Below are 20893 nucleotides of genomic sequence, written 5' to 3'. Positions count from 1 at the left end.
TTTTGCACACTGCCCCTGGTTAACCGCCAGGGGCAGTGTGCTGTCTGGGTCATTCCAGGGCGGTCGCCGCAGCGGATGGGCTGCGTAGCAATACGCTGTAGGGCACGCGCGGGATACCCGGCAGTCGAAGGTCCAGTAGCAGGCTCAACGACTCGTCCGCACGCAGGTAGGCATCGCCAAAGTCGCTGTCGAGCTGGGTGGGGTGGGCGATGATCTCCAGCAGTCCGTCCGTGGGGGGAGCGGCGTTGCGTAGATCCACCGGGGTGCATACATAATCGGCCGTTGCGTTGGCGAGGCGGCGCAAGCGTTGGTTGAGCAGGTGTTTGAACACCCGTTTTGGCAGGCTGAGGTTTTGTCCCAGATTGCGCGCCAGCCGAACCGGTACTCCTTGGCGGGCGGCAAACCGCGCGACGATCTCGCCGATCGGCCAGATATTGTGAACGTGTTGATGGGAATCCAGATGGCTGGGTTGCAGGCCGTTGTCCAGGCAGTGTTGCCACTGTGCCTCAAGCTCCTGCAACACCGCTTCACGTTGTTCGCGCCCGAGCCACAAGTGGTGGCGCGCAAGGTTCAGGTCGAACTCGCCAGCGGCGCTGCAGAAGGTTGACTGGCGGACGATCGCCTCGCTCAAGGGGCGGCCGTAGGTGAGGTTGAAATGCAGGCCGACGCGGCCCTTGAGCAGCGGTTGTTGCGCCAGCTGACAAGCGGCGTGGAAAGCGGGCATGTTGGCCATGGCGGTGGCGGAGCTGATCACCCCGGCCTGAAAGGCCCGCAGGATGATTGCATTCTCGTTCGGGCTGAGGCCGAAATCGTCAGCGTTGACGATGACTTGACGAGGCATGTTCGCCCTCCTTGGGGTGTGTACCGCCCACAGGGTTTTTCGCGCCGACGGGCTCGCGGGTGGCCACCCGCCAGGCGCGCCAGGCGTGCAGTCGCGGTTTGAGGTAGTGCCAGCACCGCAGGCCAAGGCCCAGGCAGATGCCACTGGGGCGCCAGGAATAGAAACTCCAGCGCCAGTGTTCGAGTTGCCCGGTCATGCGTTCATGCAGTTGATGGGTGGAGTTGTTCAGGCTCACGCGCGAGGCATCGATCCACTGCCAGCCTTCGTCCAGCCCCCAGAGAATCCATTCCTCAAGCAGTACGCGGCCACTACTCAGGTCCGCATGTTGCGGCAGGAACGCCAGGTTGTAGTCATACAGCCGGCCTTGTTCCAGCAGCCCGAGACGATAGCTGATGCAACGCCCATCGAGCTCCAGCACCACGGCCCGTACCAGGCCAAGGGCGGCGAGGTGGGTGAACGCTTCGTTCATCCATAGTCGGCGGTGCGCGTCGGAGAAGATTCCGACGCCTTCGTCACCTTTCCAGCTGGCCGCTTCGACCTCGCTGATCGCTTGCAGCAAGGGGCCGATGGTCAGCGCGTCCGGGGCCAGGCGCTTGATCTGCGCACCGCAGGCCGTGATACGGTTGCGCGCCCGACGCAGTTTGTAGCGATGATTGCCCGAGACTGCCTGGCGGTCACTGTCGCTGATCAGGAGCACCGGTACTCGACAGCTGAGGCGCCGTTCGCTGGTAGAGCTCAGCGGCATCCAGGGCGTCAGTGTGCCTGGCTGATCCGGGGGCTGCGGCAACTCATTGAGTTGCAACACGGCGTGCGGCAAGTGCTGGCGGATCGCCCTTAGCCCTTGTTGCAGGCTGTCGCTGTCCAGGCAGGCGAGCAGGGCGATCCGGTCGGCCATCGGATAGCCCAGGTGACGAACGACGCGAAATGGCAACCCGGCAAACCGTTCACGGCAGGCGATCAGCGGCAGGCACAGGCACAGTTGGTCGTCCTGCCAGCCCAGCAGGACCTGCAACGTCGTACCGTCTTGCAGGGCGTGTTCGGCCGCGCGCAACCAGGCCAGGGTATTGAAGGGTGTCGCGTCCGGCACGCGCTGGCGTAGCGCTTCGTACGCGACTTGCGGAAAGTCAGGGGCACACAGTGACATGCACCATTGCAATCGCACCGCCATAACGGTTGAACTCCCTGTGCTGCGATGGCGAGGTTGCGCGACGGCAACCGGTTCGATGGAGGGGCTCATGAAGCATTCCAGCTCAAGGCAAACAGCGTTTCGCCGGGCAGCTCGAACTTCACCCGGCCGTCCTCACAGTTGAACGTGGCCGGCCGGCTCTGGCTGTCGGCGCCGAAATACACCAGCGCGCCAGGCTGCAACGGACATGAGGCGGCGATGCCCTGCAAGGTGACATGCTGCAGGCGTGTGGTCTTGTTGACGCCCAGCACACTGCGTTGTCGATCGCTGGCCATGGCCAGCACGTCAACCTCGAACGCGTCATTGTCCAGGCGCACCACGTCCTTGAGCCAGTAGCGAGCGATGAATTGCTGAGCGTAGCCCACCGGCTTGAGTTCGAAGCGATCGCCTTCCAGCACGCGCAACATGCCCTTGCGGTGGTCGCCTTCGTCATCGATCTGGAACCAGTTGAGCATGTCGAGCAGGCCGTCCTGGGCCGAATTGATGGCTACCGAGGCCCACCACAGCGAAGCGAAATGGGTTTCCTGGTCGTAGGGGCTCAGGCTCGAACCGCTGGACATATTGGTCTGGTCCAGCAGCAGCGCCTTGCGGGGCCGACCTTGTTGATCGAGGCCAACGAGCTCGGCGGCGCGTCGCACGCCGTCGCGGTACACGCGGGTGGCCAGCAGGTCGCGGATCATCCATTCGTGCCAGGCCAGGGCGTCGATCCGCTCGCCTGATGCCTGTAGCAGGCGTCGCGCCCAGTCAATGCCACAGCGTTCGGCGGCGTTGTCGGCGAGGGGACCGTTGATCAGCCGCGAACTGGCCGGCATAGCGATGCGCACACCGGCCTGGAAGTTGGCGGGATTGCTTTGCACCTGGCGCACCATGCTGTCGAAGAGTGCTTGATAGTCGGAAAAGTCCGCGTAGCTAAGGTTCGGTTCATCGGCAAAGGCGATGTAGTGCAGGCCTTTGCCCCCCAGGGCGCGGGTCCCGGCGAGCCAGGCGTCAAGGCCGGCGTTGCTGACCGCATCGACGCGCAGGATGGAGCCCCGTTGCGTGGCGGAAAGCAGGGTGATGTCGTGGGTAATGCCCAGGCGTTCCTGGTAAAAGCGCCGGAAGGGGTCCTCGTACTGCGGCCTTTTCGCGGTCAGGTCGACAAAACTGTAGTAGCTGCCCGCGCGCGGCTTGAGTGCATCGAACAGCGAGTGGCTGTCCGGTGGCGGCAGTGTGTAGGGCAGGGCGAGGCCCAAGTCCGGGGTTCGGCCGACGATCTGGGCATGCAGGGTAAGCCGGGTCTGGCCGGCATCTTCGCGCACGGGCTGGAGCTGCTGCGGGTTTTGCGCGAACAGATTGGCGGTGCCGTCGAGCCAGAATGCGGCTTTGCCCGAGCCCTGCAGGCGCAGCCGCCAGACCTGTTCGACGCTGGCGACAGGCAGCGCCACCTGATCGAATTGCCAGTAGTAGCGATAGGGCTTGAGCGCCAGGCTCAGCGGTTTGCCATCGGCCAGTCGCTCTGCTTGCAATGCCCTGACACCGCCATGGAATTTGCCGGCCAGGATCGCCCGTTCGCCGGGTGCGACCTTGAAATACAGCTCGTCGCCATCCCGGGTTGAGGCGCTGAAGTGAACCTTGGCCGGGGCCAGCAGCGCGACGGTGTGTTCATCATGTTCGATCCGATAGTTGCGAAAGCTGTAGCCGGGAATCTCCAGTCGATAGCTGGAGGCACTCGGCGCCAGGTCCCAGCGCTGGCTGCCACGGGTTTCGCTGGCCTTGATGTGCCGTTCGCCCGCGAGCTTGCCCTGACCGTCAAGCAGGTACAGTTGCTCTTCGTTGGCATCCGCTTGCCAGGCCGGGACCCAGCTCACGGTCAGGGTGTCAGGCTGCCCGGCCTGCAGGTACAGGCTGGCGTCACGAATGTCGCCCCAGCGCATGGGCGCGGCTTGCGCGCTCAGGCCCAGGCCGAGGCTGATCAGTAGCAGTAGGTGCTTCATGCCGGTTTACGCATCAGCAGTTGACGCATCGGCACCAGATCGCTGGGCAGGATGATCAGGGTTTGCCACACCGGCACGCCGCTGAGGCGACAGTACAGCCACAGCAGGGCGACGGTCACCGCCAGGTAAGCAACGGAGGACGCCACGGCGGCGCCGACAATGCCATAGGCGGGAATCAGCAGCAGGTTCAGCGCCAGGTTGAACAGGGCGCAGAGGCCCATCACCAGCGAAATGCTGCCGGGCCGGTTCTTGCCCAGCAGATCCAGGCGCAGGATGCTCACGTAACACAGCCCAAGCAGGCCTGGCAGCAAGGCCAGCAGCGCCGGGTACGCCGGCTGGTAGGCCTCTCCGAACAGGGTGACGATCAGCCATTCGCCGACCAGTGCCATGCTCACGCAGGCGGCGATCATCACCGTGGCGGTCAGGCGCAAGGCCAGAGGGGTCAGGCGCTCGATACCTTGTTCCTGCTGCAGCAGGCGCTTCATCAACGGTGTGGTCACCGCTTCCGGTACGATAAACAGCAGTTCGCCAGCGGCGGTGGCCATGGCGTATTCACCCAGCGCGGTGCTGCCCAGCAAAGCGCCGATCAGCAGGTAATCGGAGCGCAGGATCACCTGCTGAAACAGCAGGTCGGGATGGCTTCTGGCGCTGTAGCGCAGCAGTTCATTCTGCCCCGCGCGATCCCATTGCAGGCGCAGCGGGTGATCGCGCTTGAGCCAGTACCAGCCCACGGCGACCACCAGGCAGATGCCCGCGAGCCAGCTGATCAGTGCCGCCTCCAGCGCCGCGCTCTTCCACATCCAGAACAAGGCAAGAAACAGCAGCAAGGGGGTCAGGGACTCGATCAGCCGCAAGACGTTGAAGGCGACCACGCCGCCGGAGGCATTGTGCAGGGTCAGCAAGCCGCTCTTGAGCACGGACAGCGGCACGGCCATCAGCAGCAGCCAGGCCAGCAGGCCCAGTTGGCGGGTGATGTCCAGTTCACCGCCGAACTCGCGCGTCAGCGCCACCACCAACAGCGTCAGCATCGTTGCCAGCAGGCAGCCGAACACCAGCACCTGGCTGAGCAGCAACCCCATGGGGCGTTGTTTTGCCGCCTGAAACCCGACGGCCGAATTCAGGCCGCCGCTGGTGGCGGCGCTGATCAGGTCGGGCAGGGTACTGAGCAACGCGAACAGGCCCCGTTCGCTGGGACCGAGGATGCGCGCCAGCAGCACGTTGCGCAGCAAGCGAAGGGCGATCATCAACACCGTGGTGCCCATGCTCAGCGCCAGGTGCTTGAGGTACTGGTTCAGGGTCATGCGCGGGCCCCTTGGCTGATTCGCCAGGCCAGCAGTTCCGGACGGCTGGCGTTGCGCTGGCTGACACCGAATCGCGGCAGGGCCAGGGGGTCGCCAGTGCCACGGTAAAGGCCGGCGCCGGTGCCCAGTGCAAAGGGGTAACGGTGCGCCGCCAACTGCTGGCGCACCCGTTGATCGTGGTCGCCGTTGGGGTAGCAGTACACCGGCAGGGGCTGCAGGCAGCCGTTGTCCAGGGCGTCGCGGCTGCGCCGCAGTTCCTGTTCCAGGCGCTGGTCGTCCAGCCCGGTCAGGATGGCATGGCTGGCCCCGTGGGGGCCAAAGCTGATCAGTCCTGAACTCTCCAGGGTGCGCACCTGATGCCAATCCAGCGCCTGGGGCGATGCATCCTCGGGGCAGGTCCCGGCGAGCTGGCAGAGAGTGTCCGGCGACAAGCGCTTGAGTGTTTGCAGGTAATGCGCCAGGGCCAGGCTGCGGCGCTGTTCGTCGGCCTCGCCGAGCAGGCTTTCGGGCAGCGTATGACCCGACTGTTGCAGGTGATCGATCAAGTTCTGGCGCGGCACTTCGCCGTGACTGCCCCACAGGGTTTCCCCCAGGCTTTCCCACCAGAAGCGCTGGCGGCTGCCAATAAAGTCCGTGGACAGGAAAATGCTCGCCGGTACCTGATGCTGTTGCAGCACCGCAAAGGCATTGAGCGCGTTGTCACGCCAGCCATCGTCAAAGGTCAGTGCCACCCGGGGCCGGACTGACTGGCGCAGGCGGGCGTCGGGCTGCAACAGCGACATCAGCGGCACGCAGTCGAAATGCCGCTTGAGCCAACCGAGCAGGTGATCGAAGGCCAGGGGGCCGACACACAACTCATTGCGGTGCGGCAGTGCCGCCGCCGCGTCGTCGGCCAGTACCCGGTGCAGCATCAGGATCACGCCGGTGCCGCGCAGTTGATGACGGCCCAGGGGGGAGTTCATGTACAACCAGCCGCTGGCACGCTTGATACAGGTTTTGATCGGCATGTCAGGCACTCATCGAGTCTGGTCGGGGTTCCATTGGTTGTAGCTGTGCCCGCGCAAGAACTGCCACAGGCCGATGCTCATGCCGGCCAGGGTCACCAGCACGAACGCGGCGAGGCGAAACGGCTTGGGCAAGCGGTGACGCACATCCAGCAGGCCGGCCACGGCGCAGGCGTAGCCGAGCAACTGGGCGGCCAGGGTCAGGCGGTAGAAGCCATGCTCATCGAGCAACCAGAGGTTGGCCGCGAGCAAGGGCAGTAACAGTACCGGCGCCAGCCGGCGGATCAGCTTGTGGCTGATCAACGCGATGGCGTACAGGCCATGGTGCAGCGGGTTGAGCAGCTCACGCCGGGCCGCCAGGCTGATCAGGCCGCCGACGGTGACACGCTGGCGGCGGCTGAACTGTCGGTCGGCCTCGTCCACGCCCCGATCGAGCACCTTGGCGTCGTCGACATAGATGACGCGCTTGCCCGCGACCGGTGCGCAGGTGTTGATAAAGAAATCGTCGTTGACCAGAGCTGGAATCGGTTGGTACAGCTCGCGGCGCAACGCCTGCAGGGCGCCGTCGGCCGAGACCGTGCAGCCGGTTCGGCTTTCCACCCGGCGCAGCCAGGCTTCGTAGTGGCGATACAGGCTTTCGCCCAGGCTCAGGCCTGAGCCCGGGACGGGGATGTTCATGTTGCCGACGGTACCACCGACCTCAGGGTCGGCAAACGGCGCCAGCAGCCGCTGCAAGGTGCCGTCGATCCAGTGAACGTCGGCATCGGTAAACACCAGGATATCGCCTGTGCAGTGGCTGACAGCGGCGTTGAGCACACTGTTCTTGCCTTGGCGCGGCAGGTCGAGCACCTCGATGCGCGGGTCGTTGAAGCTGCGCGCCAGGGCCACGGTCTGATCGGTGGAGCCGTCGCTGGCGACGATGATCTGCAAGCTGGCGGCGTGATAGTCCTGGGCCAGCAGATTGCGCAGTTTGTTCTCGATATTGCGTTGCTCGTTGTGCGCGGCAACCACCACACTGACCCGTTGCGCAGGCAAGGGCGCTGGCCTGTGTCGAGGAAAAAACGGCCCTGCGACTGTCAGCAGCAGCGGGTAACCCAGGTAGGCGTACACCGGCAGCAACAGGCACAACCAGAAAATGAGTTTAGCCACGAGCAGGTCTCCTGGCGGTCCAATGACAAAGGCTGAGGGCGAAGGCCGCGCCGGTCAGGTGCAGACGCAACCAGTGCAGGCCCCAGAGTTGTAGGGTCAAGCCGAGGTGGTGGTGTTTCAGGCTCTGGCGCAAGCTCAGTGCGAGCGCCGGCAGGCTGCTGATCAGCAGAAGCGCCAGGGCCAGATGCGGCATACCGTCGAGCAGTGCCGCAATGGCCAGTCCGTCCAGCCCCCAGGCGCCGATCGAGAGCAGGGGAAAGCGCAGCAAGCGCAAGCTCACACCTTGGCTGCGCAGCAGTTGCAGGTGACTGCCCTGGCGCCACAACTCCTTGCCCATCCACTCACGCCAACTGCCTTCATAGCCCCAATGCAGGGCGACACTTTCATTGACCGACAACAGTCGCGCCCCCGTCCCGCTCAGGCGCAGGGTCAGGTCCTTGTCCTCTCCGGTACGCAGGCTTTCGTTGAAGCCGCCGATGGCGACAAAGCGTTCGCGGCGCATCAGCAGGTTGGCCGAGGGCAGCCATTGCACCGGGTGCATCGTCTGGGTGGTCGGGCGCAGGGTGCGGCGTTGCCAGGCATGGGCAAACCACGGCGCCTGGAGCGGGATGTGCAGATCCAGCGCCAGCACATCGGCCTGCCCGGCCAGTTCCAGCCCTGTCAGCAAGGTCAGCCAGTTGGTCGGCATTTCGATGTCGGCATCGATAAACGCCAGCCATTCGCCGCTGGCCAGCGCTGCGCCGCGATTGCGCAAGGCGCCGATGTGCAGGCCGGGCAGGCTCAACACTTGAGCACCCAGGGTGCGGGCGATCTGCGGTCCCTGATCATGGGAGCCGTTGTCGACCACAATCAGCTCGCACTCAAGCCCTGCCGATTTCGCCGCCAGCCGGGCCGCCTGCAAGGTCCGCGCAATGTGTCGGGCCTCGTTGAACATGGGAATGATAATGCTGACGCAGCTCATGCCTGGCGCTCCGGCAAGGGGCTTTGTTCGGCCGTCTGGCGCAACACCCAGGACATTGCCAGCATGATCCACAGGTATTTATGGTTCGCGGCGCTGAGGAACAGCAGAAACAGCATCAGCGACACCAGGCTCATGGCCAGGTGCGTGACCAGGTCGGCCTGTTCCCACTCATGGCGCTTGAGCCAGGCTGCGCGGGCGCGTTGCAGGTTGAACAGGCCCGTGCCGAGCAGACCGACAAACAGCAGCCCGGCCGGAATACCCAGCTCACTGAACGTTTCCAGGTAGGTGTTGTGGGCACGACGGTACAAGTCGTTGGCTGCGCCCTTGATCGAGAATGCCTTGGCGTAGCCGGTGACCGAGTAATGCAGCGGGAAGGTGCCCGGGCCCGAGCCCAGCAGCGGGTTTTCCTGGATCATCTTGCTGCCGACCACAATGTACGACGCGCGACGGCCCAGCGACTCGTCACGGTGGGCACTGGCACCGGAACTCAGAATGCTCAGCGACTGGATCCGCGCCAGGTACCCGGCCGGCATGGCGTAGATGGCCAGTGGAATCACGATCGCCGCGCCGAGCATGGCAAACCCCAGATGACGCGGACGAACGCGTGGTAACTGGGCGCGGTAGTGGTACAGGCCTATGAGCAGGGTGATGAGCAACACCACCAGCCCGGAACGGGACTCGGTCTTGGTCATGCCGACCAACAACAACAGGCAGCAACCGCCCCAGAGCAAGCGTTGCCACAGGCCAGGACTCTTGAGCAGCAGCAACAGCGCCAGGGGAACGGCGAAAGCGATCAGCAGGGCAAAGGTGTTCGGGTCGGCCAGCAGGCCGGCGGCGCGACCCTGGTCCTGATACTGGGTGGAGAGCATCGCGAGGGCGCATGTCAGCGACACGCTGAGGGTCACCAGTCGACAGAACATCATCATGTTCATCTCGCGGCCGATCAGCAGGGTGATCACGAACAGCACCAGGGCGACGCTGATTTCATGCAGGCTCACCAGGGATCGATCCAGGTTATCGGTCAGTAGCATGCTCAGAAAGTACAGCACCATGAACCCGATCAAAAAGCGCCACAGGTTACTGCGCAAGCGCTCGGACGGAATCTGGTGCACCGCCAGTTGCAGGCACAGGATCAGCGCCAGGGACGCTCCCAGGAGTTTTGCCCCGGTCGGCGTGCTGTCCTTGAACAGGCCTTCAAGCGGAACCATTGCCACGATCCCCAGCAAGCCCCAGGCCGGCCGGCGATACAACACCGCCACGCCAACGATACCCAGCACGGCGCCGGGGGCCAGGTACGGCCAGGGACTGGCCAGCAGCACGAGAGAGACCAGCCCCAAAAGACTGACCAGCGACAGAGGGATGATCACGCGCGAGCCTCCTGTGCAGTGCGGATATACAACTGCGACCAGCGCTCGGCGAGAGCCCGCAGGTCGTAGCGGTCGAGTTGGGTGCGGCGGGCGTTTTCCGTCAGCGTGCGAGCCAACAGCGGTTCGTTGAGCAGGGTTTCCAGTTGTCGCGCCAGTGCCGGGCTGTCGGCCGGTGCGGCGAGCAACCCGTTGTGCCGGTCTTCGAGTACATCGGGAATGCCACCGACCCCGAACGCCACCACCGGTACTCCGGCTTGCATGGCCTCCAGCAGAATCATCGGTGTGCCTTCAGTGCGTGAACTGATCACCAGTGCATCGAGCTGCGTCCACCAAGGGCCCATCTCGGTCTGGTAGCCCGGCAGCGTAATGCGTTCCAGCAAGCCGGCAGCGTCGATGCGTGCCACCAGGGCGGGCCGCTCCGGGCCGTCACCGAGCATCACCGCGTGCAACTGTGGATATTGCTGGCACAGCGGGATCAAGGCATCGAGGAACAGGTCCGGGCCTTTCTCACAGCTCATGCGCCCCACGTAACCGGCCAGCCAGCGTTGCTGATCGGCGGTGCGTTGGGGCAGGGCATTGGCCGCCGGCAAACCGTTGGGAATCACCTGGAGCTTGTCCGCCCGGACACTGGCATGCCGGCACAGCACCGCAATGCTCTCGGCCACGCAAACCACCCGGTCCACCGACGCGGTGCGGCACAGTTGCAGGCTGAGCCAGGTGTAGAACTTCTGTTTGCGGCTGCGCGGGGTGAAGCCGTGCTGGGTAATCACCAGCGGCAGGCGCAGCAGGGTCGCGGCCACCCAGCCCAACACCAGGCCCTTGAAGTTGTGGGTGTTGAGCAGCGGACGTTCGTCGCGCCGTTGACGCAGGTGTCGCATCAATTCACCCAGTCCCGCGCAGGCACGGCAATCGACCCCGGCGGCGCGAAACCGGGCGATGAGTTCGGGCGGCGCATCGAGAAATAGCACCTGGTGCTGGCCGGGCGTTGCCAGGCAATGGTCCAGCAACATCCGCTCGGCACCGTAGAACCCGCCGCTGCCGAGCAGATGAATGATCGGCAGCGCAGGTGCGGTCTGCCCGTTCAATTGCGCATCCAGTGCAGGAAGCTGGGGACGGTCCAGTTCGGGTGCGGATTGTTCGGCAACGCTTTCTGGTCGTTGATCACCAGCAGCACCGGCAAGCCCAGTTCGCGGCTGATTTGTGCCGGGTGTTTGAAGCGATGGTCGAAGAACTCACGCACATAGACCAGGGCGATCGCCAGCAGCAGCCCGCTGAGCAGGCCGAACGGAATGATCAGCAACGGTTTGGGAAATGCCGCCTCGGTGGGTTCGAACGGTGGGCTCAGGACCCGTGCGTTCGACAGGTCGTTGTCGAGCAGGCGCGCGGTACTGCTTTCGGCAAAACGCTGGGCGTAGGTGGAGAACGCGGAATGCAGGGCGTTGATTTCGGTGTCCATCTGCCGCAGCTTGCTCTGGGTTTCCTGCAACTGGTGGATACGCTCCTTGTACTCAGCGATGCGCGCGATTTTCTGATCGATCACCAAGCCGATGACGGCCAGATCGTTGGTGCGTTCCTGAATCCGGTTGCCGACCACTTTCAGGAACTGCTGGCGGCCGCGGGTAATTTGTTCGCGGGTCAGCAGCATCGGTTCACTGCCAGGCTGGAACACTGCCAGGTCGTTGTTGTAGCGCGTGACCAGGTTCGTCAGCTGTTCGCCGAGCTGTTTGATTTCCCGGTCCTCGAACGCCACCTTGTCCACGGTGGTGGTGAAGGTGTAGGGGAAGGTGTAATCGCTGAACCTGGCGTTGCTGGCGTTACCCAGGTTGGCCTTCAGGTAGTCGAGCCAGCGTTGGTTTTCCAGCAGGCGGTCGCGGTACAGGTTCAGTGCCTGTTCTTCCGTGTTGATGGCATTCAGGCGGAAGGTGATTTCCTCCTTGGGGTCGGACGAACCGACGCGCTCCAGTAGCCCCAGGCGCGTACCTTCCAGGCCGTCGAGGCGGGTCTGGTATTGCAGTTTCTTGGTTTCATAGAACGTTTGTGGCAAGTCGATCGATTGCAGATCCTGACGGTTTTGCAGGTAGTTCTGCAGCAGTTGCGCGACGAAGTCGGTGCCCTGCTTGGGGTCGCCAAAACTGTAGATGATCGAGATCACATTGGAGCCGGGCAGGGTTTCAACCTTCAGTTTGTCGATGGCCTCTTGCGTCAGCCCGTCCAGGGTCGTATCGCGCACCGGGTCGACTTCCAGTCCGAACAGCTGGCGCGCCGGGTTGATCACGTACTCGCGCAGCGGGTTGATCAGCAGGTTGCGCAGCGGGTCGGTTACCACTCTGGCGAGCAGGCCCGGGGCCGGGTTGTACTCACCCTTGTCGCGCAACTGGCTGATGGTCTGGCGAATCAGCGCCGGTGAACGCAGGATGTTGGCCTCGGTTTCCATGTCCGACAGGGTCGGTGGGACGAAGGTCGCATTCTCCTGGGTCAGGGAGGTGGTGGCATCCCCCTGGGACAGTTTCTTGGACTGCACGATCACTTGCGCGGTGATATCGAAGCTCTGTTTGAGCACCAGCGGTAGCAGCAGGGTGATGACTGCAAAGACCAGGAAGACTCGTTTGACCAACTGTTTGTTGGCGAAAAAGATCCTGAAGAACTCATGCAGGTAGTTTTCCTTTGGATTCATGGCCGGTCACCTGTGAGTTAATTGTTGTTGTCGTCTTTGTCGTCCAAGCGATAGCTGAAGCTCATGCCCACGCCCTGGAAGAGCACGACATCCGCCAGCTGCCGCGCCAGTTCACCGGCGCTGGCCAGCTTGGTCTTGGGCACAAAGAGCATATCGTCCGGTTGCAGGTAGGCGATCTGCGCGGCGTCGCCGGACAGGGCCGCGTCGACGTCATAGTGGCGCGCTTCGACCTGATTGCCGTTGCGCCGCATGATCACCACCGAATCCAGGCGGGCCTTGGCGTTGGCACCACGGGCCAGGGTCAGGGCCTCGAGCACCGAGATCGGCCGCCGGACCGGGTAGGCACCCGGTTGGCCGACTTCACCGAGCACGAACACTTCGTTGCCCTGGGTGGACTTGAGCATCACGTTGACGGTCATCCGCCCCGGCAACTGCGCGTAGCGCGTGTTGAGGAAGGTTTCCAGCTGGCTGACGCTCATCCCTTGCAGGGGCACGGCGCCGACTTCCGGAAAGCTCGCGTAACCGTCGTTGCCCACGATGATTTCCCGGCTCATACCGGTGGTCGGGTGGTTCAGCGTGCTTTTGAGGTTGTTCTCGTTGCTCAGCGGGCTGATCACCTGCACGGTCAACTGGTTGCGGTTGGGCTGGAACAGCATTTTGCGTTGATAGGCACGCTGGATTTCGTCGCGCGCCTGCTCGCTGGTCAAGCCCTCGATTTTCACCGAAGTGTTGGCGCCCGGCAGCGCAATGGTGCCGTCCGGCAACACCAACTGGCTGCCGTTGAGCTGGCTGGCGGCGGTGAAATTCAGGCCGATCTGGTCACCGGATTGAATACGGTAGGCCGATGAGCCTGAGGTGCTGACGTGGAAGATCACGTCCAGTTTGTCGCCCGGGCGCAGGGTCTGTTCGACCTTGGGCATATCGGTGGCCTGGGCATTGGCCGGTGCGGCGGTGAGGATCTGCACCGGCATGCTCTGGGTTTCGGTGTGGCTGGAGCAACCTGCTAGAGGCAGCAACAGCAGGGTAAGCCATTTTGCGTTCATGAGGTCATCCTTTGGCTGCTGTCTTTACAGGTTGTTGTAGAGCCATTTGGGCATGTAGTACTTGCGGCTGTTGAAAATGCTTCCGACCAGCTTTGCCCCGGCCTGGGTCAGGCGCTGGCCGGCCGCTTGTGCGACTTCCCAACGGGTCTCCTCGGCACGCACCACCAGCACCACGCCGTCCACCAGGGTACTGATGACCAGAGTGTCGGTGGCCGAATACACCGGGTCGCCATCGATCACCACAAACCGGTACTGCTCGGCCAGTTGCTTGAGCAGGGGACGTAGCTGCTCCGGTGTGAGGTGCTCGGCACCGCGTCGATGGTGGCCGTTGGGCAGAATCAGGAACGGCAGGCCCGTCAACTGCGTGATGCAATCGTGCAGCGGTGGCGCGCTGTCGTGGTTGAACACCAGGTCGCGAAAACCTCGCTCCTTGTGCAGCCCCAACTGCTGGCTCAGGTTATTGGCGGACTGGCTGGCATCGACCAGCAGCACCTGGCCGCTGCTCATTTCCGCCAGTTGTCGGGCCAGCACCAGGGCACTGGTGCTGACGCCGTCGCCGCTGTTGGCGGCCGTCAGGAACAGGACTCGCAGGTCCTGGTCGAGTACGGTCGAGGTCAGGTTGGACTCGCTCGGATTAGCGATGGTCAAGCTTTTGGTTGAACCGTCCATCTCAACTTGCTCCGTGGCCACTGAAAACCTTGAAGGGTGTCTTGAGCAGGATCTTCAGATCCAGCAGCAGACTCTGGTTGGCGATGTAGCTCAGGTCGAGCTCGACCCGTTGATCGAAATCGATATTGCTGCGTCCGGAGATCTGCCACAGGCCGGTCATGCCAGGGTAAATGCTCAGGCGCGCGAGGTGACTGTCCTTGTAGCGATAGGCGTTGAACGAGGTAGGCCTGGGGCCGACCAGGCGCATGTCGCCCTTGAGTACATTGATCAGGTTGGGCAACTCGTCGAGGCTGCTGCGTCTGAGGAACCCGCCGATTGCGGTGATCCTCGGGTCCTTGTCGATCTTGAAGTCGATGGCATCGGCACCGTGCTTGTTCAGGTGGCGCAGCGACTCCTTGAGGTCCTCGGCGTTGGCGACCATGGTGCGGAACTTGTACATGCCGAACAGGCGCCCACGGTAGCCGGTGCGTTTCTGGACAAACAGCACCGGCCCCGGACTGTTCAACCGGATGGCCAGGGCCAGGGCCAGCAACAGCGGCGACAGCAGCACCAGCAGGATCAACGCGCCCAGTGTGGCGACGATCCGGTTGGTTCGCGACAGGGTCCAGGGTCGCCCGCCGTCACGGCCGGTTATCCAGCCACGACCTTGCATGTGGATCGCTGAATCCAGGCGCATGCGTTGCTCGGGATCGAGGCGCTTGTCACGGCGCATCGTTTGTACCGGCACCTCTTGTTCATGTCCCGTCATAAACGCCTCCGTATTGGCGAGGGCTCATCCGGGAGCGAAGCATCGCCAGCGAGCGACGTCGGGATGACGGGCAGCACGTAATACTCACGGAACCAGGCCACGAAACGCCTGAGCCCTTCATCGAGTGCGATCTGTGGGTGAAAATCGATGTCGTGTTCCAGCTCACGGACATCGGCAAACGTGTTCAGGACATCGCCGGGCTGCAGGGGCAGCAGCTCAACGTTAGCCTGGCGTCCCAGGTGTTTTTCCAGTAGCGCCAGATAATCCTTGAGCTCGACCGGGCGCTCGCCGCCGACGTTGTAGATTTTCCAGGGCGCCATGCTGCTCGAAGGGTCCGGGTGCTTACGGTCCCAGTCGACGACCACCCTGGGGGGGCGGTCAAGCAGGCGCGCAATGGTCTCGATAATGTCGTCGATGTAGGTGAAGTCGCGCTGGTGCCGGCCATGGTTGAATAACTTCAGCGGGCGACCCTGGACGATCGCCTGGGCAAAGCGGATGGGCGACATGTCCGGACGCCCCCAGGGGCCATACACGGTGAAGAAGCGCAACCCGGTGCAGGGAATGCCAAACAGGTGGCTGTAACTGTGGGCCATCAGCTCGTTGGCTTTTTTCGTGGCCGCGTACAGGGACAGCGGGTGGTTGACGCTGTCATGGGTGGAGTAGGGCGTCTGCTGGTTGGCCCCGTAGACCGAACTGGAGGAGGCGTAGATCAGGTGCTTCACCGGATGGTGCCGGCAGTTCTCGAGAATGTTCAGGAAGCCGTTGAGGTTGCTGTCCAGGTAGGCTTTTGGATTATCCAGGGAGTAACGCACCCCGGCCTGGGCAGCCAGGTGAATCACGACCTCGGGTTGCTCGCGGGTGAACAGTGCGACCAGGGCATCGCTGTCCACCAGATCGGCCCGCAGCAGGGGGAATGGGCCCACCTGTTGATGTACCCAGTGCACTCGGGCGTGCTTGAGTGCCGGGTCATAGAAGTCGTTGAAGTTGTCCAGGCCGATGACCTCATGCCCGTCGCGCAACAGCCGCAACACACAATGAGCACCAATGAAACCGGCTGCACCGGTGATCAGGATTTTCATACGGCCGGTCCTTCGGGCATGACATGCCGCAGGCCGATGCCGCGATAGTGCAGGCCTGCATCCGCGGCTTGCTGCGGGTTGTAGAGATTGCGCCCGTCGATCACGACTTTTGCGCGCAACTTGCTGGCGAGCATTTCGAAGTCGACCACGCGGAAAATCTTCCACTCGGTGCAAATCACCAGGGCGTCGGCGTCTTCCAGGGTGTCGTCGCGGGTGGCACACAGGTGCAGGTCATCGCGATAACCATAGAGGCGCCGGCATTCGGCCATCGACTCCGGGTCAAACGCACGCACCGTGGCGCCTTCCTGCCACAGTGACTCCATCAGGTAGCGGCTGGGCGCTTCGCGCATGTCGTCGGTGTTGGGTTTGAAGGCCAGGCCCCAGAGGGCGATCTTTTTTCCGGTCAGCCCTGCCGGAAAGTACGGCTTGAGCTTGCGCAAGAGGATGTGGCGCTGGTCGTCGTTGACCTCGGTAACGCTGCGCAACAGGCGCAGCGGCATGCCGTTGTGCTCGGCGATGTGCAGTAGGGCGCGCAGGTCCTTGGGCAGGCACGAGCCGCCAAAACCGCAGCCGGGGTAGATGAAGTGATAGCCGATACGTGGGTCCGAGCCGATGCCCCGGCGCACGGCCTCGATGTCGGCGCCCAACTGTTCGGTGAGGTTGGCCAGTTCGTTCATGAAACTGATGCGCGTGGCGAGCATGGCATTGGCCGCGTATTTGGTCAGCTCGGCGCTGCGGCTGTCCATGAACATCAGTTTTTCCCGGTTGCGGCAGAACGGCGCATAGAGTTCGGTCAACTGGGCGCGGGCTTCTTCGTCAGTGGTGCCGATGATGATCCGGTCCGGGCGCATGCAATCGACCAGGGCGCTGCCTTCCTTGAGAAACTCCGGGTTCGAGACCACCCGCACGCTCAAGTACGACTTGCCGCGCCGCGCCAGTTCTTCCTCGGCACAGGCCATGACCTTGTCGGCAGTGCCGACCGGAACGGTGGACTTGATGATCAGGGTGCGGTTGGCGTCCATGGCGTTGGCAATCTGCCGGGCGACGCTCAGTACATGGCTGACGTCAGCAGATCCGTCTTCATCTGCGGGGGTGCCCACCGCGATAAAGATCAGTTCGCCATGCTCGACGGCATCGCTGGCCTGGGTGCTGAACAGCAGGCGTCCAGCCTTGATGTTCTCCTCCAGCGCCGAGCTCAGGCCGGGTTCGCTAATGGGCGGTACGGCTTGTTGCAATTGACGGATCTTGCCCGGGTCTATGTCGACGCATAGCACCCGATGACCGACATCCGCCAGTGCAGCAGCTTGAATCAGGCCGACGTAACCCGTACCAAATACGCTCACGTCCATACTGGCGTGCCTCGTGAAACGGTGGATGTAACTCAAATGAGACTGTTAGAAGGGGTATAGACGAGTGCGGGGAATCCGTGCCGGCAAACTGACACGTTCTTCATGTTGAAAAACGGTCAGTATTCGGGCGATCTGCTATCAAGTGCCTCAAAGCACTGGCTTTGGTCAGTTTTTGAGCATTCACAAGGCGAATCAAGAATGCGATAAACGGTCGTATGCCTTGTATTACAAGGGGTGGGGAGAAGGATGTGTGTCAGAAATGAATCAACTTTTTTTTGACGTTTTATCAGTCAAATGACATGTATTACGTTTTTCATGTGCTGTAACGTTGTCGAAAAACGATCAGTATTCAATGGCTGTCACTCCACGACACCGCGTTGGGTGTGTCGTGAACGATAATGCCCCGGCGCACAGTCGAACCAGCGCAGGCAGGCGCGATTGAAACTCTGCACATCGCTGTAGCCGAGCTGGTCGGAAACCTGCACCAGCTCAACGGCCGGTTGCAGCAGCAGGTCTTCGGCGCGGTAACGCCGGTATTCGTCGAGCAACTCGGAAAAACTCCATCCCAGGGCCTTCAGACGGCGGGCGGCGGTACGTTCGAGCAGGTGCTGGGAGGTACAGAAGTCCTGCCAGTGGGCGCCGGGCAGATCGCCGATCAAGTGGTCGCTGACCAACTCCAGCAACGTCGACTCGCTGTTGCGCCGGGTATGTTCCAGCAACTCGACCAGGGTGTCCTCCAGCTGATGGTTGCCCGGTGTCAGCGGCTGCACGAACAACCCTGGCTCAAGGTGAATCACCGGGTTGGCCTGGCACCAACGCACGGGGACGCGAAACGCCTGTTCATGGGGCAGCGTAGTGGCCGGGGCAGGGTGGCTCAGGTCGACAGCGAGAATCGGGTCAGCCCCCAGGCCGCTGGCGAGCAGCTTGCGCCGCAACATGCTGCACACGCTGACCAGGATGTAGTCGGTCAACGGTGCGGTGGCGCGCAGGCTGCCGCAGTCTCGCAGGTGCAACTGCACCGAGCCTTCACCGCGCACGATCCGCGCCTGGAAATGACCATTGAAGAACGGGAAGAACCTGACGAAATAGGCACAGGCACTTTCCAGCGACGCGGCGACATCAAACAGGTAGGTCAAGCCATTGGTCGAGGTGGACACGAAGCGCCGGCCCGCCGCCAGACCCACCAGCGGATCATCGGTACTGGCCTGGGCAAAGGCCCAGAAACGTCGAGAGAGAAACAGCGGAACGCGCATGAACGGGGTGCGCAATTCAAACAGGCTGCGGTGAAACAACGCCTCGATCTGTTCGCGCGCAACCCCGCGGGCCAACAGTTCTTCAATGGCCGGCAGCAGGCTGGGGGCGTAGAACGCGTTGGGTATCGGCTGATCGCTTTTTGTCATTTAGGGCTCACAGCATGTTTCGGTTCACTGGTTAGGCTGCCCGACGTTAAGCGATTTGCCGGAGCAAGACCATGCTTGATTTACGCCAGCTCGACCTCAACCTGCTGCTCGCCTTTGATGCCATCTACCAGCAACGCAGCGTCACCCGCGCCGCCGAAGTCATGTGCCTGTCGCAACCGGCGATGAGCAACGCGCTGCGTCGGCTGCGTGACCTGTGTGGCGATCCGTTGTTCATCAAGAGTCGCCTGGGCGTCACCCCGACCCTGGTGGCGCACCGTCTGGCCGACTATGTGCGCAATGCCCTGGAGAGCCTGCGTGACGGTTTGAAAATGATTCCCGCCGCCCGCCAGAGCACGCCGTTGCTGCGCATCAGTTGCCTGGACTGCCTGCAGCCGGTGCTGCTCGATGCCTTGCTCCTGGCGCCCCATGCCGATTGGCAAGTGCGTTACTTCCAGCCTCGGCGGCGCGATGCCTTGCAGGAGCTGGCCTCGGGAAAGCTGGACATCCTGATCGACCTCGATCAACCGCTGGCGGGGTTGGCCGGCTTGCACAAGCAGGTCTTGCCGGCCGATCACTACGTGTTCGCGTATGGCGATGCACTCAAGGAGCCGCCGCGCACCCTGCAAGCCTATCTGGCGCAACCGCAGATCCAGGTTTCAAGCCGCCGCGACGGGTTGAGCCCGGTGGACCTGCACCTGGGGTTGAAGAGCCTGCGCCGTACGATTGCCGTGAGCACCCAAAGTACCCTGGCCGCGAAGATGATCGCCGACCGCCAGCCGTTTGGCCTGAGCCTGCCGAGCCGGGTCGCTTGCGCGCTGGGCATGCAGCAGGCGCCGCTGCCGCTGGACGAGCCGGTGCAGTTGCAACTGGCGCTGTACATCGAGTCGCGCTATCGCTTCGAGCGCAGCCGTGAAGAGGCGATGCACTGTCTGCTTCAGGCGTTGGGCGAACCACGGTCCCCCCAGGCCGTGGCGCGGCGCGCCTGACGCTGCCCTGGCGGGAACTCAGAAGGCGTACGGGATCGTGACCTTGGCCCAGAGCATCTGGCCTTCGGGGCGGTTCTCCACGTCGAACTCCTTGGCCCAGCGTAACTCGGCGCTGGCGTACTTGAGGAAGGTTACGAACATCGCAGGACCGATGGCGAACACCTCGCCACGTACACCGTCGTCCACGTCCTGGCCATTGAACTGCACGGTGTGGCCGTACTGTTTGTCGTCGGTGGTTTGCTTGAGGTAGTAACCGTTCAAACCGAGGTTCAGGTTGTCGGTCACCTTGTAGCTGGCGGAGTAGTCGAAGTGGAAAATCTGCCCGGAACGGTAGTCCGTGTCGTGGTTTTCCTGGTTGAAGCTGTAGGTGGTCTTGACTGACAGCTCGGTTTTTTCCGTCGGTAGCCAGGTGAAGGAAAACAGCGGCTTGTAGGTGTAGAAATTGTTGCTGGTGTTGGCCAGGCGAGTGGCGTCGTACTCACCGGTGGGAATGGTGATCTCCAGCGCGGCGCCCAGTGTCAGGTTTTTCCCCATGTCCCACAGAATGATCGGCGCCACGGTGGTGTCGCCCATGCTTTCGCGGTCATCCTCCAGGCCAAAGGCCGACACCTGCTGCTTGATCCAGGGTTGCGCCGCGTAGAAGCCCAGGCGACCGCCGGCAATGCGCAACGGGCTGAGGTAGTCCAGGCGTGGAACGACCGCCTCGGACTTGATTTCGACGTCCGGCACCTTGCCGCCCAGCGAGCTGATGTTCAGCTCGGTGGCCTTGTAGACGTTGTAGTAGAGGTTGAACGCGACCATGTTGTCCGGGAGGTTGTTGACGTCCAGCGGCAACATGAAGAAGCCATCGGTGCCAGGGCCGATGTTGTCGACCCCCGACTCTGTGGCGTGTGCCGATACGCACACACTCGACAGCAGGGCAACGCTTGCAGCCAGTCGCAGGGGAGAGAACGCACGGGTCGGATTCATTTTTCTGCTCGTTATTATTGTTAGCGGACGCGCCGCCGGCCATCACGCGGGCCGGACCCTAGAAATAAGCCGTCAGCTCCCGCCAGGGCAGGGTATTGGCGGACACAGAGCGGACTTCTGCGGCCAGCCTTGTCCCGTTGTCGACTGTGATCGATGTCACGCGCGCCGGGTTGGCGGTGACGCGGCCAGGCGTG

The 20893-nt window shown here is 62.9% G+C and carries 18 protein-coding genes; 1 reads left to right on the top strand and 17 read right to left on the bottom strand.

The window, feature by feature from the left end; all coding sequences use genetic code 11:
* Nucleotides 1-49: 49 nt before the first annotated feature.
* The 16 genes from CKW29_RS14955 to CKW29_RS14880 all read right to left on the bottom strand — a co-directional run bounded on the left by CKW29_RS14955 (nt 50) and on the right by CKW29_RS14880 (nt 18744).
* Nucleotides 50-841 carry a ChbG/HpnK family deacetylase gene (locus tag CKW29_RS14955; RefSeq protein WP_095146342.1) on the bottom strand — a complete coding sequence of 264 codons (792 nt, stop codon included), beginning with the start codon at nt 839-841 and terminating at the stop codon, nt 50-52.
* Nucleotides 813-2009 carry a GNAT family N-acetyltransferase gene (locus tag CKW29_RS14950; protein ID WP_095146343.1) on the bottom strand — a complete coding sequence of 399 codons (1197 nt, stop codon included), beginning with the start codon at nt 2007-2009 and terminating at the stop codon, nt 813-815. Before CKW29_RS14950 ends, CKW29_RS14955 begins: the two co-directional genes overlap by 29 nt.
* A gap of 65 nt (nt 2010-2074) precedes the next feature.
* Nucleotides 2075-4000: a hypothetical protein gene (locus tag CKW29_RS14945; RefSeq protein ID WP_095148770.1), complete on the bottom strand. Its 1926-nt coding sequence runs from the start codon at nt 3998-4000 to the stop codon at nt 2075-2077.
* Nucleotides 3997-5301, bottom strand: a complete 1305-nt coding sequence (locus tag CKW29_RS14940) for an oligosaccharide flippase family protein (protein WP_095146345.1) — start codon at nt 5299-5301, stop codon at nt 3997-3999. The genes CKW29_RS14945 and CKW29_RS14940 overlap by 4 nt, the downstream gene beginning before the upstream one ends.
* Complete coding sequence (locus CKW29_RS14935; protein WP_095146346.1) at nt 5298-6308, bottom strand: polysaccharide deacetylase family protein; 1011 nt, start codon at nt 6306-6308, stop codon at nt 5298-5300. Before CKW29_RS14935 ends, CKW29_RS14940 begins: the two co-directional genes overlap by 4 nt.
* A 9-nt stretch (nt 6309-6317) precedes the next feature.
* Nucleotides 6318-7454, bottom strand: a complete 1137-nt coding sequence (locus tag CKW29_RS14930) for a glycosyltransferase family 2 protein (protein WP_095146347.1) — start codon at nt 7452-7454, stop codon at nt 6318-6320.
* Nucleotides 7447-8415 (bottom strand): glycosyltransferase family 2 protein, encoded by a 969-nt coding sequence (locus CKW29_RS14925; protein WP_095146348.1) that lies wholly within the window; start codon nt 8413-8415, stop codon nt 7447-7449. Before CKW29_RS14925 ends, CKW29_RS14930 begins: the two co-directional genes overlap by 8 nt.
* Nucleotides 8412-9782 carry an O-antigen ligase gene (locus CKW29_RS14920; RefSeq protein WP_095148769.1) on the bottom strand — a complete coding sequence of 457 codons (1371 nt, stop codon included), beginning with the start codon at nt 9780-9782 and terminating at the stop codon, nt 8412-8414. Before CKW29_RS14920 ends, CKW29_RS14925 begins: the two co-directional genes overlap by 4 nt.
* The gene (locus tag CKW29_RS14915) at nt 9779-10879 is read right to left on the bottom strand and encodes a glycosyltransferase family 4 protein (RefSeq protein WP_371850795.1); all 1101 of its coding nucleotides are present in this window, start codon (nt 10877-10879) and stop codon (nt 9779-9781) included. The genes CKW29_RS14920 and CKW29_RS14915 overlap by 4 nt, the downstream gene beginning before the upstream one ends.
* On the bottom strand, nt 10864-12456 hold the full coding sequence (locus tag CKW29_RS14910) for a Wzz/FepE/Etk N-terminal domain-containing protein (protein ID WP_095146350.1): 1593 nt from the start codon (nt 12454-12456) through the stop codon (nt 10864-10866). The genes CKW29_RS14915 and CKW29_RS14910 overlap by 16 nt, the downstream gene beginning before the upstream one ends.
* A 17-nt stretch (nt 12457-12473) precedes the next feature.
* Nucleotides 12474-13499, bottom strand: a complete 1026-nt coding sequence (locus tag CKW29_RS14905) for a polysaccharide biosynthesis/export family protein (protein WP_095148768.1) — start codon at nt 13497-13499, stop codon at nt 12474-12476.
* Between the two features lie 24 nt (nt 13500-13523).
* Nucleotides 13524-14168: a CpsD/CapB family tyrosine-protein kinase gene (locus CKW29_RS14900; RefSeq protein ID WP_095146352.1), complete on the bottom strand. Its 645-nt coding sequence runs from the start codon at nt 14166-14168 to the stop codon at nt 13524-13526.
* A gap of 1 nt (nt 14169) precedes the next feature.
* Nucleotides 14170-14916: a sugar transferase gene (locus CKW29_RS14895; RefSeq protein ID WP_095146353.1), complete on the bottom strand. Its 747-nt coding sequence runs from the start codon at nt 14914-14916 to the stop codon at nt 14170-14172.
* Nucleotides 14913-15995: an NAD-dependent epimerase gene (locus CKW29_RS14890; RefSeq protein WP_095148767.1), complete on the bottom strand. Its 1083-nt coding sequence runs from the start codon at nt 15993-15995 to the stop codon at nt 14913-14915. The genes CKW29_RS14895 and CKW29_RS14890 overlap by 4 nt, the downstream gene beginning before the upstream one ends.
* The gene (locus CKW29_RS14885; protein WP_095146355.1) at nt 15992-17344 is read right to left on the bottom strand and encodes a UDP-glucose/GDP-mannose dehydrogenase family protein; all 1353 of its coding nucleotides are present in this window, start codon (nt 17342-17344) and stop codon (nt 15992-15994) included. The genes CKW29_RS14890 and CKW29_RS14885 overlap by 4 nt, the downstream gene beginning before the upstream one ends.
* A gap of 359 nt (nt 17345-17703) precedes the next feature.
* Complete coding sequence (locus CKW29_RS14880) at nt 17704-18744, bottom strand: AraC family transcriptional regulator ligand-binding domain-containing protein (RefSeq protein WP_095148766.1); 1041 nt, start codon at nt 18742-18744, stop codon at nt 17704-17706.
* Nucleotides 18745-18815: 71 nt separating this feature from the next.
* Here CKW29_RS14880 and CKW29_RS14875 point away from each other — a divergent pair, with 71 nt between their 5' ends.
* Nucleotides 18816-19730 (top strand): LysR family transcriptional regulator, encoded by a 915-nt coding sequence (locus CKW29_RS14875; protein ID WP_095146357.1) that lies wholly within the window; start codon nt 18816-18818, stop codon nt 19728-19730.
* An 18-nt stretch (nt 19731-19748) separates the two neighbouring features.
* On the opposite strand, the gene CKW29_RS14870 is transcribed toward CKW29_RS14875, so the two are convergent.
* Nucleotides 19749-20699, bottom strand: coding sequence for a transporter (locus tag CKW29_RS14870; protein WP_095146358.1), 951 nt, complete (start codon nt 20697-20699; stop codon nt 19749-19751).
* Nucleotides 20700-20893 lie beyond the last annotated feature (194 nt).

Origin of the sequence: Pseudomonas sp. Irchel s3a18, assembly GCF_900187535.1 — a bacterium.
GTDB lineage: Bacteria > Pseudomonadota > Gammaproteobacteria > Pseudomonadales > Pseudomonadaceae > Aquipseudomonas.
Note: the sequence above shows the minus strand (reverse complement) of the source record. Positions and strands in the feature narration are given on the sequence as shown.

Bases quoted from the DNA above. Each gene is read 5' to 3' on its own strand.
- CKW29_RS14955 (WP_095146342.1), bottom strand. From the start codon at position 841: ATGCCTCGTCAAGTCATCGTCAACGCTGACGATTTCGGCCTCAGCCCG.
- CKW29_RS14950 (WP_095146343.1), bottom strand. From the start codon at position 2,009: ATGGCGGTGCGATTGCAATGGTGCATGTCACTGTGTGCCCCTGACTTT.
- CKW29_RS14945 (WP_095148770.1), bottom strand. From the start codon at position 4,000: ATGAAGCACCTACTGCTACTGATCAGCCTCGGCCTGGGCCTGAGCGCG.
- CKW29_RS14940 (WP_095146345.1), bottom strand. From the start codon at position 5,301: ATGACCCTGAACCAGTACCTCAAGCACCTGGCGCTGAGCATGGGCACC.
- CKW29_RS14935 (WP_095146346.1), bottom strand. From the start codon at position 6,308: ATGCCGATCAAAACCTGTATCAAGCGTGCCAGCGGCTGGTTGTACATG.
- CKW29_RS14925 (WP_095146348.1), bottom strand. From the start codon at position 8,415: ATGAGCTGCGTCAGCATTATCATTCCCATGTTCAACGAGGCCCGACAC.
- CKW29_RS14910 (WP_095146350.1), bottom strand. From the start codon at position 12,456: ATGAATCCAAAGGAAAACTACCTGCATGAGTTCTTCAGGATCTTTTTC.
- CKW29_RS14905 (WP_095148768.1), bottom strand. From the start codon at position 13,499: ATGAACGCAAAATGGCTTACCCTGCTGTTGCTGCCTCTAGCAGGTTGC.
- CKW29_RS14900 (WP_095146352.1), bottom strand. From the start codon at position 14,168: ATGGACGGTTCAACCAAAAGCTTGACCATCGCTAATCCGAGCGAGTCC.
- CKW29_RS14895 (WP_095146353.1), bottom strand. From the start codon at position 14,916: ATGACGGGACATGAACAAGAGGTGCCGGTACAAACGATGCGCCGTGAC.
- CKW29_RS14890 (WP_095148767.1), bottom strand. From the start codon at position 15,995: ATGAAAATCCTGATCACCGGTGCAGCCGGTTTCATTGGTGCTCATTGT.
- CKW29_RS14885 (WP_095146355.1), bottom strand. From the start codon at position 17,344: ATGGACGTGAGCGTATTTGGTACGGGTTACGTCGGCCTGATTCAAGCT.
- CKW29_RS14880 (WP_095148766.1), bottom strand. From the start codon at position 18,744: ATGACAAAAAGCGATCAGCCGATACCCAACGCGTTCTACGCCCCCAGC.
- CKW29_RS14875 (WP_095146357.1), top strand. From the start codon at position 18,816: ATGCTTGATTTACGCCAGCTCGACCTCAACCTGCTGCTCGCCTTTGAT.
- CKW29_RS14870 (WP_095146358.1), bottom strand. From the start codon at position 20,699: ATGAATCCGACCCGTGCGTTCTCTCCCCTGCGACTGGCTGCAAGCGTT.